Origin of the sequence: Streptomyces zagrosensis (genome assembly GCF_014203645.1) — a bacterium.
In the GTDB taxonomy this organism is placed as follows: domain Bacteria; phylum Actinomycetota; class Actinomycetes; order Streptomycetales; family Streptomycetaceae; genus Streptomyces; species Streptomyces zagrosensis.
Genome location: NZ_JACHJL010000037.1, coordinates 20,246 through 32,668 on the forward strand (window position 1 = coordinate 20,246; position 12,423 = coordinate 32,668).

The following is a 12,423-nucleotide window of genomic DNA, read 5'->3' on the forward strand; positions in this document are numbered from 1 at the left end:
CGGAAGGGGCGGTCAGGGTCAGACCGTGCTGACGACCTCGTTGAAGTCCAGTCGGGGGGAGCGGGGGTTGAACGCGCCCTCGCCCGGCTTGCCCAGGTTGACCACGGCCAGCACCGTGTGGTTGCCGTCGCCGAAGAACTCCTTGCTCAGGCCCTCCGCGTCGAAGCCGGTCATCGGGCCGGCGGCGAGACCCGCCGCCCGGACGCCGACGATGAAGTAGCCGATCTGGAGCGCGGCGTTGAACGTTCCCGCCTGCTCGCGTACCGGGCGCTCGGCGAAGAACGCGTCCTTGATGCCGGGGGCGTGCGGGAAGAGCTTCGGCAGTTCCTCGTGGAACTCGTGGTCCGCGGCCAGCACGGCCACCAGCGGAGCGGCGGCGGTCTTCGGCCGGTTGCCCTCGGCCATGTGCCCGACCAGGCGCTCACGAGCCTCGGGGGAGCGCACCAGCAGTACGCGTAGCGGCGACATGTTGAACGCCGTGGGGGCGTACTTCACCAGGTCGTATATCGCCTTGATCTGCTCGTCGGTCACCGGCTCATCGGTGAACGCGTTGGCGGTGTGGGCCGAACGGAAGAGCAGGTCTTGCGCGGTCGTGTCGAGGGCGAGAGTCATGGCGTACCTTCTGCTTGTTTTGTGCGAGTTCGTCGGCACATGTTCGAGCTGGCCTCATCTCACTGTACGCATTTTAGGTTAACCTTCAACTAAAAGCGGAGGAGAGTGCTCCAGGTCACGGCGGTCGCGGTGTGCGGGGTGAGTCCTGCCCGGTCTGCTGCTCTTGAGCAGGCGCGTATCTCTGCCGAGGGCATGTTGTTCCTACGCTCGGGCGCCCGCACAGGCCCGGCGCCCGGGCAGGCCATCGACTCGTGCTGTCGGCCGCCGCTCGACCGGCCGCCATCGGTCGGCCAACCATCGACCGGTGGTGCATCCGGTACGAGCGTTACGGCGGTGCCGGCCAGGCCCGTCAGACGGTCCCGTTTTCGGCCTTGCCGTTGCCGTCGTGTGAGTCCGATGAGCTCGCACCAGTGGCGTCGGAACGCTCCGCGAGTGACGCGTCGAGTCGCACCCGCGCGCCATCCAGCCAGCGCCGGCAGACCTTCGCCAGCTCCTCGCCGCGTTCCCACAGCGCGAGCGACTCCTCCAGCGTGGTGCCACCCGCCTCTAGCCGCCGCACCACCTCGACCAGTTCATCCCGCGCCTGCTCGTACCCGAGCGCGGTCTCGGTGGACTTCTCGCCCGTCTTCACCATGCCTCCAGCCTATGTGCGCGTGACGACAACGACATTGCCGCCGTGTGACGCGTCTCGTGTACCGCCGCACGGGCCCGTACGGCGCCCCTGCACCCCGCCGGCTCGTACGCCTCGTCGGTCCCTTGCCCCCGATGCGGTCGCGTCGCATCCCGGCCACGCGACCCCGCTATGCCTGCGCAGGCCGCTCCGCGACCACCGTGAACTCGCCCTCGGCGACCCGGGCCCGCAGCCGCTCCTCGTCCGTGACCTCCGCGGCGTCGCGTACCACCGAGCCGTCCGCGTGCTGAAGCACCGCGTACCCCCGGCGCAGTGTCGCCGCGGGTGAGAGCGCCAGCACCCGCGCGCGGGTGTGCGACAGCTCCGAGTCGGCACGGTCCAGCAGATGCCGCAACGTGCCGCGACTGCGGTGCAGCAAGGCCGCGAGTTGTTCCTCGCGGTCATCCACCATCCGCCGCGGCTGCCGTATGCACGGCCTGGCCAGCGCCGCTGCGAGGCCGCGCTCCTCGCGGTCGAGCTGTCCGTTCACCGCGCGCAGTGCGCGCTCGCGCAGCTGTTGCACCCGGGTCAGCTCCTCGCCCACGTCCGGCACCACCTTCTTCGCCGCGTCCGTGGGCGTGGAGGCGCGCACATCGGCGACCAGGTCGAGCAGCGGCGCATCCGGCTCGTGGCCAATTGCCGAGACCACCGGGGTGCGGCAGGCGGCGACGGCACGGATCAACTGCTCGTCGGAGAAGGGCAACAGGTCTTCCACGCTGCCGCCGCCGCGTGCCACCACGATCACATCGACCGCGGGCAGCGCGTCCAACTCCTTGACCGCTTCGATCACTTGCGGCACCGCGTGCACCCCTTGCACCGGTACGTTGCGCACCTCGAATCGCACGGCGGGCCAGCGCAGCCGCGCGTTCTCCAGGACATCCCGCTCGGCCGCCGACGCCCGGCCGCAGACCAGGCCGATGAGCTGCGGCAAAAACGGCACCGGACGCTTGCGGTCGGCCGCGAACAGCCCCTCGGCGGCCAGCGACTTCTTCAGCCGCTCCAGCCGGGCGAGCAGTTCGCCCACGCCCACCGGGCGGATCTCGGCGGCTCGTAGCGAAAGCTGCCCGCGCGGCGCGTACCACTCAGGCTTGGCGTGCACGACGACCCGCGCGCCCTCCGATACCGAGTCCGCGACCTGCTCGAAGACGGAGCGAAAGCACGTAACGGTGAGGGAAATGTCGTACGAGGGGTCGCGCAGGGTCAAAAACACCACGCCCGCGCCGGGGCGCCGAGAGAGCTGGGTGATCTGCCCCTCGACCCACACCGCGCCCAGCCGGTCGATCCAGCCCCCGATCAGCCGGGACACCTCGCCGACCGGGATCGCCGCCTCAGCGGACGTGTTCACAGCCATGCGTACGAGCGTAACCGCGGCCACTGACAACGAGGCTGTGATCTGCCGGCCTGCCGGCCTGCCGGCCTGCCGACCCGCCGACCCGCCGGCCCGGCGTGGTCCGTACGCCCGTGGTCTGTACGCCGCCATCGACACGGCATCGACGCGGCGTATGGTGCGCACGCCGGGGGTGCGCCGGGGGCGTGCCGGGGGTGCGTTGCGAGCGCAGTTACTGTCCCGGCCGTGGCGCCGGGTCGCGGTCGTGGTCCGCGGACCCGCCCGTCGTCCGTCCCCGCCACTGCACCGCCAGCACCACAAGTCCCACGCCCAGCCAGATCGCGCCGACGATCTGCGCGGTGCTCGACGCCTCGACGATCACGGCGACGACGATGCCCATGCCGGCCAGCGGCACCAGCACATGCCGCAGCACGCTCGGCGCCTCGGCCCGCTTGCGTACCCAAAACCAGCCGATCACCGATGCGTGCAGCAGCGCGAACGCGGTCAAGGCGCCGACATTCACCACCGAGACCAGCCGGTCCAGGCCGTCATCGCGCCGGGCCGCCCACACCGCCGCCACCATCGTGACCACGGCCGCGCTCAGCAACGCCCGCCGCGGCACCCCGCTGCGCAGGTTCACCTTGGCCACCACGCCGGGCAGCCGCCGGTCACGCGCCATCGCGAACAGCAGCCGCCCGGCCGCGGCCTGCCCGGCCAGCGCCGCAAAAGCCGCACCGATCGCCTTGCTCACCGCGACCAGATCGTGCAGCCAGGTGCCGACCGATGAGTCCACCGCGTCATAGAAGGCAGAGCCCTGAGCAGCGGGGTCGGCGGCCAGTTCCGCCGATGACGTCGGGGAGAGCAGCGCGGCCAGATACGTCTGCACGATGAACAGGAAACCCGCCACGGCCAGGCAGGTGAGCACCGCTCGCGACACCCGCGCCGGGCCCGCGGCGCTGCGCCACCCGCTGCCCTTGCGCGCGGCACCGCCCTGCCCGTCGTCCAGCGTCTCCTCCGCGAAGGAGGCGATGGCGTCAAAGCCCAGATACGAGAGCACGGCGATGGACACCGCGCTGAAGACGGCCGTCATCGTGAAGCCGCTCTGCCCGGTCAGCGGCGACAACCAGTCGCGCTGCGCGCCGTGCGCGGCCAGTTCCACCACGGCCGCGACCACGAACACGAGCAGCACCGCGATCTCCATCGCGAGCACCAAAAAGCCCACCAGCGCGGCGGCCCGTACGCCCCACAGGTTGAGCCCGGTGGTCACCACCACCGCGATCGCCGTCCACACCCATCGGTCAACCGATGGCACCAACTCCTCCATCGCGATACCGGAGAAGAGGTAGGCGACGGCGGGAATGAGCAGGTAGTCGAGCATCGCCATCCACCCGGCGATAAAGCCGGGGCCCTCGCCGAGCCCGACCCGCGCATAGGTGAAGACGGAACCAGCACGCGGGGCGACGCGCACCATCTGTGCGTACGAGTACGCGGTGAAGGCCATCGCGACCGTCGCCACCAGATAGACCAGCGCCACCGCGCCGTGCGATGTGGCGTCCAGGGCGCCGAACACGCCAACGGGAGCCATCGGTGCGATGAATAGAAGGCCGTAGACGACCAGATCACGGAAGGTGAGCGTGCGCCGCAGCGTGTCCTGGGTGCGCTGTGTGCTGCCCGGGTCGGCCATGATGCCTCCGTAAGTCGCGCCTCGGCCCAGTGTGATCCACCCGAGTGCCCTTTCCGCGCTGCGGCACGGCCGTACCATGGTTGGCATGACCGCAACGCCCAGCCCGACGCCCGCCACGGCCCCCAGCGGAGACACTTCGCGTGACACCCGCCGGGTCCTGCTCGCAGCCCCCCGTGGGTACTGCGCGGGTGTGGACCGTGCCGTGATCGCTGTCGAAAAAGCCCTGGAGCAGTACGGCGCACCGATCTACGTGCGTAAGGAAATCGTCCACAACAAGTACGTCGTACGGTCCCTGGAGAAGAAGGGCGCGATCTTCGTCGAGGAGACGGAGGAGGTGCCCGAGGGGTCCATCGTGATCTTCTCCGCACACGGCGTCGCACCGGCCGTGCACGAGGAGGCCGCCCAGCGCCAGCTCGCCACCATCGACGCGACCTGCCCATTGGTGACCAAGGTCCACAAGGAAGCCGTCCGCTTCGCCAAGGACGACTACGACATTCTCCTCATCGGCCACGAGGGCCACGAAGAGGTCATCGGCACCAGCGGTGAGGCACCCGACCACGTCACGCTGGTCGATGGCCCGGGCGATGTGCACAACGTCGAGGTCCGCGACGAGTCGAAGGTCGTGTGGCTCTCCCAGACCACCCTCTCCGTAGACGAGACGATGGAGACGGTGGACGCCCTCAAGGAGAAGTTCCCCCAGCTCATCAGCCCACCCAGCGACGACATCTGTTACGCCACGCAGAACCGCCAGGTGGCGGTCAAGCAGATAGCTGCTGAATCCGACCTGGTCATCGTCGTCGGCTCGAAGAACTCATCCAACTCGGTACGGCTGGTCGAGGTCGCGCTCGGGGCCGGCGCAACGACGGGCCACCTGGTTGACTACGCCAGCGAACTCGACGAGGCGTGGCTCGAAGGCGTCCGCACCGTAGGCGTGTCCTCGGGGGCTTCGGTGCCCGAAGTGCTGGTGGACGGCGTTTTGGAGTGGCTCGCCGAGCGCGGGTTCGCGGACGTCGAGGTGGTCCAGCCGATGCGAGAGAGCATTACGTTCTCGCTGCCCAAGGAGCTGCGCAGGGACCTGCGCGCGGAGGCAGCGGCAGCGGTGAGCGGCTCGGCGTCCGCAGGCGAGGCCACCGCGTAGGAACTGATTCCCACCCGGCCTGTTGGGCCGCTACCGGCCTCGTGCTCGCCCGTCACCGGCAGGATGCGCCGGTGACGTGAGCGCGGGGCCGATGTCTGCGCTCGCTGGGGCTGGCCTGGCTGGTCTGGCTGGTCTGACCGACCCGGCTGGCCTGCGGGCCACTGGCACGGCGCACGACCAGGGCGTACGGCGCAGGCGCGAGCCTGTACGCCCCGGTCGCGAGCCCGTACGACACAGGTCGGGGCGCACGGCGCACGCTCGGGGCGTACGGCCAGACGTACGCTCCTGTCCACGGTCTCGATCAACCGTGGGCCCCCGCCGCCCGGCAGGCCGTAGCGTGGTGGGCATGAACGTATTCGGCGTGGACATCGGCGGCTCCGGCATCAAGGGCGCCCCGGTGGACCTGGAACGCGGCGACCTAGCGGCCGAGCGACACAAGGTGCTCACCCCACACCCGGCGACGCCCGATGCGGTGTTGGACGGCGTCTGCGAGGTGATTCAGCACTTTGGTTGGAGCGGCCCGGTCGGCGCGACCTACCCCGGCGTGGTGGTGGGCGGCACCGCCTGTACCGCCGCCAACGTGGACCAGGACTGGATCGGCGTGAACGCCGCTGGCCTGCTCGCGGAGCGACTAGGGGCGCCCGTCACGCTGGTCAACGACGCGGACGCGGCGGGCATCGCCGAGCTGCGATTCGGCGCCGGGCGGGGCCGTACCGGCACGGTCATTCTGCTGACATTCGGCACCGGGATCGGCAGCGCGGTCTTCACCGGCGGGCAGTTGGTGCCCAACACGGAACTGGGACACCTTGAGCTGAACGGCCACGAGGCCGAGAAGCGCGCCTCTACCCGCGTCAAGGACGACGAGGACCTGAGCTGGCAGCACTGGGCGCACCGGGTCGAGAAGTACCTTGCCCATGTGGAGATGCTGTTCTCGCCCGAGTTGTTCATCATCGGCGGCGGAGTCAGCCGTAAGGCCGACAAATTCCTGCCGCTGATCAAGGGCATCAGGGCCGAGGTGGTGCCTGCTCAGCTTCGGAATAACGCGGGGATTGTGGGCGGCGCGATGGCTGCGGCGCTGGCTGGGCGGCTTGCTGGTGGTGCCCCGACCCAGACGCCGAGCTCTGGCCCGGACTCTGCTGAGCGCCCGGGGTCTGACCTGGGTTCCGCTGCTGGCTTCTAGCGGGATCGGAGCGGGGCTCGGGCTCCGATCCGGTAGCCTCGCCCCGTTCCCGGCCCACGGCTCGGCCTTGACGCTGGCCCTGCCCGTGACCTGCGGCGCTGCCCTCGTCCTGGCCCGGGGCCGGTCGCTGGCCATGGCCTTGCGCCGATCTGCTGCTCTGCCGTTGGCCGGTCTCCCGGCCAGCGCCGTCTGGTGGCTGGTCACGGCCCGCACGCGCGGCGGGTCGCTGCTCATTTCCGCCCCGCTGACGCGCCCGCTGTTGGCTCCGGCCGACCTGGGCGATGCGTCGTAGAAAGACGATCAGGCAGGTCATCGCCGTGCCCGCGTAAAGCCAGCCGACCTGGAGCGAAAGCGAGGTCACCACGCCCACCGCCTGGCCGCTGAGCCCGTCACTGCCCTCGTTGAGTGGCACCAAACCAATAGCGAAGGCGATCGGCGCACTGACCGGCCCGGCGATCAAGTCGGCAGGCCGCACCCACACCCCGCACGAGGCACAGACCAACAGGAAGGCCAGCCCGTACACGGCCGCCGAACTGGACAGCAACAGCGCATCCAGGCAGCCCACCGCGAGCATGGCAACCGTGGCCAGCATGCCGGCGCCGAACCCGGTCAGCTTCGGCTCGGGTAGTCTGCGCACCGCCGCGAGCAGCGGCTCGGGCAGCGGCCCGCCGCTCCGCGCGCGGTAGACGGTGGCGGTCTGTCTGGTCTCACCGGGCTCGCCGGTCTCGGCGTCGGGGCCCGCTGCTCCGATGGCAGCACCGGCCGGACGCTCGGCCGATGGCCGGGGCGACGGTGCCGTACGGCGGGGCGCACGTGTGCTGGGTCGTTCCACTTGACCAACGTAGGTTGCCAGGCGCCGGTGTACGGACCATGGACACGCGCTTTGACTCACCTTGGTGATGTGTTCGACCGATAGTCCGCCCGGTTGAGCGCGGAATCGGTGCGTACGCGGAGCCGGCGATGAAACAGGCGTGGCGGCCTGCGCGGCCGGGCGGAGAGGGGTCCGGGGGCGGGCCCGTAGACTGGTGGACCGGCCCGCTTGGGCCCGGTCCTGCCCATTCTCGCTACGGGAAGTCGCCACGTGTCGCTCACGATCGGAATCGTCGGTCTGCCGAATGTCGGCAAATCGACCCTGTTCAACGCCCTGACCAAGAACGACGTGCTGGCGGCCAACTACCCGTTCGCCACCATCGAGCCGAACGTCGGCGTCGTGGGCGTGCCCGACCCCCGCCTCGACACCCTCGCCGGCATCTTCTCCTCGCAGCGCAAGCTGCCGGCGACGGTTGACTTCGTAGACATCGCCGGCATCGTCCGGGGCGCGTCGGAGGGCGAGGGGCTGGGCAACAAGTTCCTCGCGAACATCCGCGAGTCGGACGCGATCTGCCAGGTGATCCGCGCCTTCCAGGACGAGAACGTGGTCCATGTGGAAGGCAAGGTCTCGCCCAAGGACGACATCGAGACGATCAACACCGAGCTGATCCTGGCCGACCTCCAGTCCATCGAGAAGGCGCTGCCGCGGCTCACCAAGGAAATGCGCCTCCAAAAGGAAAAGGTGCACGTCGTGGCCGCCGCCGAGGCCGCGCAAAAGATCCTCGAAGAGGGCACCCCGCTGTTCTCGGCCGGCATCACCAAGAGCACCGAGCAGGGCCAGCTCCTGCATGAGCTGCACCTGCTGACCATCAAGCCGTTCCTCTACGTCTTCAACGTGGACGAGGACGAGCTGGTGGACGAGCCCTTCAAGGAAGCTCAGCGGGCCCTGGTCGCCCCAGCCGAGGCCATCTTCCTCAACGCGAAGATCGAGTCAGAGCTGATCGAGCTGGCCGACGACGAGGCGCTGGAACTCCTCCAGTCCATGGGCCAAGAAGAACCGGGCCTAGCCACCCTGGCCCGCGTCGGCTTCGAGGCCCTGGGCCTCCAGACGTACCTGACGGCCGGCCCCAAGGAGTCCCGCGCCTGGACCATCACGAAGGGCGCGACGGCCCCGGAAGCGGCGGGCGTCATCCACACGGACTTCCAAAAGGGCTTCATCAAGGCCGAGGTCATCTCCTTCGCCGACCTCGTAGAAACCGGCTCCGTAGCCGATGCCCGCGCAGCGGGCAAGGCTCGCATGGAGGGCAAGGACTATGTGATGCAGGACGGGGATGTTGTGGAGTTTCGGTTCAATGTGTAGCGGGTGATTTAGCACCACGTCGCTGATCTGGCAAACGTGCAGGTCAGGAGGGGCTCGACTCTTCGGAGTCGGGCCCATTAATTTTTACCGTGCTGGATAGGTGCTGGATTTTCTGACCTCTCGTCACCTGTCATCACCTCTCATATCTGTACCGTGCTGGATTCGTGCTGGATGCCGACGGAACGCGCGTAAGCCGGGCGCGGTCCACGGATTCCGACTGCTCCTGTCGCCTTGTCGTGGGGCTCGCTCATGGCCTGACCGACCGGCCTGGCCGCTGGCGAGATCGGAAGACCCGGACAGTCGAAGGGACCCTGGATGCGGTCCTTGGAGAGATTGAGATGCGAGCGGGTACAAGACGCTCGGCGTAGGCAGGACGAGCAGCAGGTCCACTTTCCGGATCATGCTCGCGGGATTCGAGGTCATGGATGACCGTCGCTTCGAGTGTGCCCTGCGGGATCTGCTGGTTCGCGACGGCGGGTCGGCCCGGGGAGTGGGCGGCGGTGGCGAGCGGGCCGTCGATGTCTTCGGTGACCATCTGTGGCGCGGCCGGATCGTGGTGCAGGCCAAGCAGACCCCCGTTGGCGGGCAGGCGGACTCGTCGGTGATGTACGCCGTGAAAGGGACGGTCGGACGTCAGCGAAGCCGATCATGCTGTCGTCGTCACCAACGAGTTTCCCCCGCGATGCCATGGCGTGGGGTATCCGGCACGGCGTCCACTGGATCGACAGGGAGAAGCTCAGACGTCGCTTCAGTTGGTGAGTCTGCGGTAGCTGTTGAGGGCTGCGGCTATGCCAACGTAAGCGAGGAACTCGGCCTTGCGTTCGTAGCGGCGGTGCAGGCGACGGTATCCGGCCAGCCAGGACACTGTCCTCTCAGCCTAGCGATGGCGGCCCAGCCGCTGTGAGAAGTTGATGCCTTTGCGGGCGATGCGGTGGCGAATGCCCTGTCTGCCTAGCCATCGGCGCAGGTGGTCGTCTCGTACCCCTTGTCGGCGTGAGGCTCGGATGGTCTGCGGCGAACACCTCCGCTCGCGCGGAGCGGACTCCCGCGCCAGGGGCCGCCTGACCTCGCCGATCGGAATACCTCCGCTCGTGCGGAGCGGACGCGTACAGGTAGCCGAAACCCCGCGCGCGTCGGAACACCTCCGCTCGCGCGGAGGCGTCCCGCAGCAGTCGATCAGCAGGTGGACACCTGAGTGACGCCGAGGTCAGACCTCCTTGATCTGTACGCGGTCGCCGCACAGCTTCGACCAGTCGTCGCGGTCTGAGGTCAGTACGAGGACGGGGGCCGGGGAGCGGAGCGCCATCGCGGCGACGAGGGTGTCGATGGCGTACTTGTGGATGTGTAGGCCGCCGGTGTCGCTCAGCAGCTGCACCGCGGTGAGACTGTCCGCCTGGGTGACGTCCTGGACCTGAAGGCGGGAGAGAAGCCAGCGCAGCCGGGTGGTGTCAGTCTTCCCATAGACGGACTCCACCACGGTCAGGGCCGACACGAGGACGGGCACGCCTACGCGCCGAGCGGCCTCGATCCGGGTGATCATCTGGCGGTCGTTGCGCAGCAACAACGACAGCGCCTGGGAATCGAGAACCAGGGACCTGGCTGCGGGCTCCTTCATGCGGAGCTGTCGTGCGACGCGTAGGGCGCCGGTGCATCGCCGAACAGTTCGCTCTGCGCGGCCTGGACTTCGGCCTCGCTCAGCGGCTCGTGCTCGGCTTCGTAGGCGGCCACGATCTCGGCGAGGCCATCCATCGCGAGCTGATGCTGGACCGCTGCCGTCACGTACGCGGACACGCCGCGCTTGCCGGTACGTGTGCGCAGAGCACCGAGGAGTTCCGAGGGCATCGAGACGGAGATGTTCTCGGTGCTGCCAGGGCGGGGTGACTTCATGGCTGCAAGTCTAGTACAGAAACTATTACAGCGTCTGGCGTGCTACGCGGCCTGTATCTGGGGCGGGCGTTGATGCCCAGTCTTAGCGCTTCCGGATCTTCTTGTGCTTTGCAGTGAATTCCGTGCTGGGATGGTGATGGGATGCGTCCACGCAATCGCAGGTCAGGGCGGTTGTGGTGGAGTGTCGGTTCTACGTGTAGCAGCAAAACGAGGGGCTTCTGCCACGCCAGGTGGATAGCGCCAAACCAGCGGGTCAGAGCACATGCGGCCCGGACACTCTCGGTAGTGTTCGGGGCCGTTTCTGTGTGTTCCTCGGGCTTGTGGTGACCTGGTGGTGACCCATCTGACGGCTTTTCAGGCGCTCTGACCAGCGACTCACTAACCCCGTTGGCTAACGGTGGCGGGGCCTCGGCGTGTACGGAGCCGGAACCGCTGGGGGCTTCCCTTAGACCCGTTGGACCAGCCGTACAGCCGCGGGAGCAGGGGGAGTCAGCGAAGCCCATACGGGGCCGCAGGGACGGCCGCAGGTGACCTTTCCCGTTCTGGAAAGCCGTAGTCCTTGACCCAGTGGTCACCGCGTCGCCAGCATCGAATGGGACAGACGACATGAGGGGGTAAGGATGCTTCGCAAACTCTCCGGTGCCTCGGACGGCTGCAAGAACGGAACGTGCCCGACGTTATGGGGCACCGAGGACGCAAAGGACTATGTAGTTCAGGGCTACGTCGTCACCGACCCGGCGCGGCTGGCACAGCTCAACCTGCCCGAAGGAGAAACGGCCGTCATGGTTCCCGCTGCTGTCTTGGAGGAGTTCTTCAGTGCTCGGCGGTGAAGAGTTCGGCTGTCTCTTTGAGACGTTCCAGCACACTGCCTTTCGGCTGGAAACCCTCAGCGTCTACGACGTGGAAGAAGAGCGGGAAGAGTTCGAGGCATTCCTAGCCGGTAAGGCAATGCCGCCCGAGTGGAGCGATAACCCTTGGGTGCGATCGATGACAGACCTCGGGAAGTCTGTCTCTCGCGTTCACGTCCTCCGGTCGCCGTTGAGCGACTACCTGCGTTACGAACTTTCTGCCTACTCCGGAAACACCACTGCCGGGGAAAATATCGGAATCATCGACCAGGCGCAACAGAAAGTGACCGGGCTTCCGGATCACGACTTTTGGCTATTCGATGACGCAGAGGTCTACCGGATGCACTACGCCGATTCGGGAAAGTTTGTCGGGGCGGAACTGTTGCCGACTGAGTATCTGCCCGAGTATCGGCAATACCGGGATACTGCACAGACTCACGCCGTGCCGTTCGCCGAATACTGGGGACAGCACCACTGAGCCAGCAGACAGAGCTAGGTACGGCCCTACGGGCACTGAGAACGGCGGCCAGACTTACCGCTGGGACCGTGGCCCGTAGGGCTTCCATGTCTGCCGGAAAACTGTCCAAGATTGAGACCGGAAAAGTTCGCCCATCGGTCACAGACGTAGACCTGATCTTGACTGCCGTTGGCGTATCCGAGGAAGCCAAAGGCAAGTTTCTGGAAGCGGCACGGGCAGAGGCTACCGAGGCCACAGCGTGGCGCGTGCTGCGTCGCATGGGTCCGTGGAAGCACCAGCAAGCCATTAGGGCCATTGAATCCCAGACAGCCACGCTGAGACTTAGCCTCGGGCTTTCGCGCGCCCAGCAGGCTCGGAGGTCTTCGTGATGTAGCTGATCTTGAGTCGTAAGCTCGTTGTCGCCTGCCGGTGTGAGTCCGGTCCGGGTAG

General features: G+C 67.8%; 13 protein-coding genes and 3 pseudogenes. 8 read left to right on the top strand and 8 right to left on the bottom strand.

The genetic code is table 11. The features are described 5' to 3' along the window. Positions 1–18: 18 nt before the first annotated feature. The 4 genes from FHS42_RS35010 to FHS42_RS35025 form a co-directional block, all read right to left on the bottom strand. On the bottom strand, positions 19–612 hold the full coding sequence (locus FHS42_RS35010) for a malonic semialdehyde reductase (RefSeq protein ID WP_184580220.1): 594 nt from the start codon (positions 610–612) through the stop codon (positions 19–21). A 349-nt stretch (positions 613–961) separates the two neighbouring features. Next, entirely contained in the window at positions 962–1,246 is a 285-nt protein-coding gene (locus tag FHS42_RS35015) for an exodeoxyribonuclease VII small subunit (protein ID WP_184580222.1), read from the bottom strand. Between the two features lie 166 nt (positions 1,247–1,412). After that, the gene (gene xseA, locus FHS42_RS35020; protein WP_184580224.1) at positions 1,413–2,633 is read right to left on the bottom strand and encodes an exodeoxyribonuclease VII large subunit; all 1,221 of its coding nucleotides are present in this window, start codon (positions 2,631–2,633) and stop codon (positions 1,413–1,415) included. 208 nt (positions 2,634–2,841) lie between these two features. Further along, the gene (locus FHS42_RS35025; protein WP_184580226.1) at positions 2,842–4,293 is read right to left on the bottom strand and encodes an APC family permease; all 1,452 of its coding nucleotides are present in this window, start codon (positions 4,291–4,293) and stop codon (positions 2,842–2,844) included. A gap of 85 nt (positions 4,294–4,378) precedes the next feature. On the opposite strand from FHS42_RS35025, the gene FHS42_RS35030 reads away from it, so the two are divergent. From FHS42_RS35030 to FHS42_RS35040, 3 genes are all read left to right on the top strand, one after another. Continuing rightward, positions 4,379–5,431: a 4-hydroxy-3-methylbut-2-enyl diphosphate reductase gene (locus FHS42_RS35030; RefSeq protein WP_184580227.1), complete on the top strand. Its 1,053-nt coding sequence runs from the start codon at positions 4,379–4,381 to the stop codon at positions 5,429–5,431. 346 nt (positions 5,432–5,777) lie between these two features. Further along, complete coding sequence (gene ppgK, locus FHS42_RS35035; protein WP_184580229.1) at positions 5,778–6,611, top strand: polyphosphate--glucose phosphotransferase; 834 nt, start codon at positions 5,778–5,780, stop codon at positions 6,609–6,611. A 67-nt stretch (positions 6,612–6,678) separates the two neighbouring features. Further along, on the top strand, positions 6,679–6,903 hold the full coding sequence (locus FHS42_RS35040) for a hypothetical protein (RefSeq protein WP_184580231.1): 225 nt from the start codon (positions 6,679–6,681) through the stop codon (positions 6,901–6,903). A gap of 42 nt (positions 6,904–6,945) precedes the next feature. Here the strand turns inward: FHS42_RS35040 and FHS42_RS39300 are convergent. Then, positions 6,946–7,203 (bottom strand): annotated as a pseudogene (locus tag FHS42_RS39300) (DUF6542 domain-containing protein); the annotation flags it as partial. A gap of 489 nt (positions 7,204–7,692) precedes the next feature. On the opposite strand from FHS42_RS39300, the gene ychF reads away from it, so the two are divergent. Further along, complete coding sequence (ychF, locus tag FHS42_RS35050) at positions 7,693–8,781, top strand: redox-regulated ATPase YchF (protein ID WP_184580235.1); 1,089 nt, start codon at positions 7,693–7,695, stop codon at positions 8,779–8,781. 385 nt (positions 8,782–9,166) lie between these two features. Then, positions 9,167–9,525: pseudogene (locus FHS42_RS37950) on the top strand (restriction endonuclease); the annotation flags it as partial. Between the two features lie 4 nt (positions 9,526–9,529). Here FHS42_RS37950 and FHS42_RS37955 read toward each other — a convergent pair. The 3 genes and pseudogenes from FHS42_RS37955 to FHS42_RS35065 form a co-directional block, all read right to left on the bottom strand. Next, positions 9,530–9,822, bottom strand: a pseudogene (locus FHS42_RS37955) (IS5/IS1182 family transposase); the annotation flags it as partial. 166 nt (positions 9,823–9,988) lie between these two features. Further along, positions 9,989–10,396, bottom strand: a complete 408-nt coding sequence (locus FHS42_RS35060) for a PIN domain-containing protein (RefSeq protein ID WP_184580237.1) — start codon at positions 10,394–10,396, stop codon at positions 9,989–9,991. Next, a complete protein-coding gene (locus FHS42_RS35065; protein WP_184580239.1) occupies positions 10,393–10,668 on the bottom strand; it encodes a hypothetical protein in 276 nt (91 codons plus the stop codon). The genes FHS42_RS35060 and FHS42_RS35065 overlap by 4 nt, the downstream gene beginning before the upstream one ends. 620 nt (positions 10,669–11,288) lie before the next feature. On the opposite strand from FHS42_RS35065, the gene FHS42_RS35070 reads away from it, so the two are divergent. The 3 genes from FHS42_RS35070 to FHS42_RS35080 are packed head-to-tail and all read left to right on the top strand — an operon-like array spanning position 11,289 to position 12,362. After that, positions 11,289–11,498, top strand: a complete 210-nt coding sequence (locus tag FHS42_RS35070; RefSeq protein ID WP_184580241.1) for a hypothetical protein — start codon at positions 11,289–11,291, stop codon at positions 11,496–11,498. Next, positions 11,485–11,994 (top strand): DUF6879 family protein, encoded by a 510-nt coding sequence (locus FHS42_RS35075; protein WP_184580243.1) that lies wholly within the window; start codon positions 11,485–11,487, stop codon positions 11,992–11,994. Before FHS42_RS35070 ends, FHS42_RS35075 begins: the two co-directional genes overlap by 14 nt. Further along, positions 11,991–12,362: a helix-turn-helix domain-containing protein gene (locus FHS42_RS35080; RefSeq protein ID WP_184580249.1), complete on the top strand. Its 372-nt coding sequence runs from the start codon at positions 11,991–11,993 to the stop codon at positions 12,360–12,362. Before FHS42_RS35075 ends, FHS42_RS35080 begins: the two co-directional genes overlap by 4 nt. Positions 12,363–12,423 lie beyond the last annotated feature (61 nt).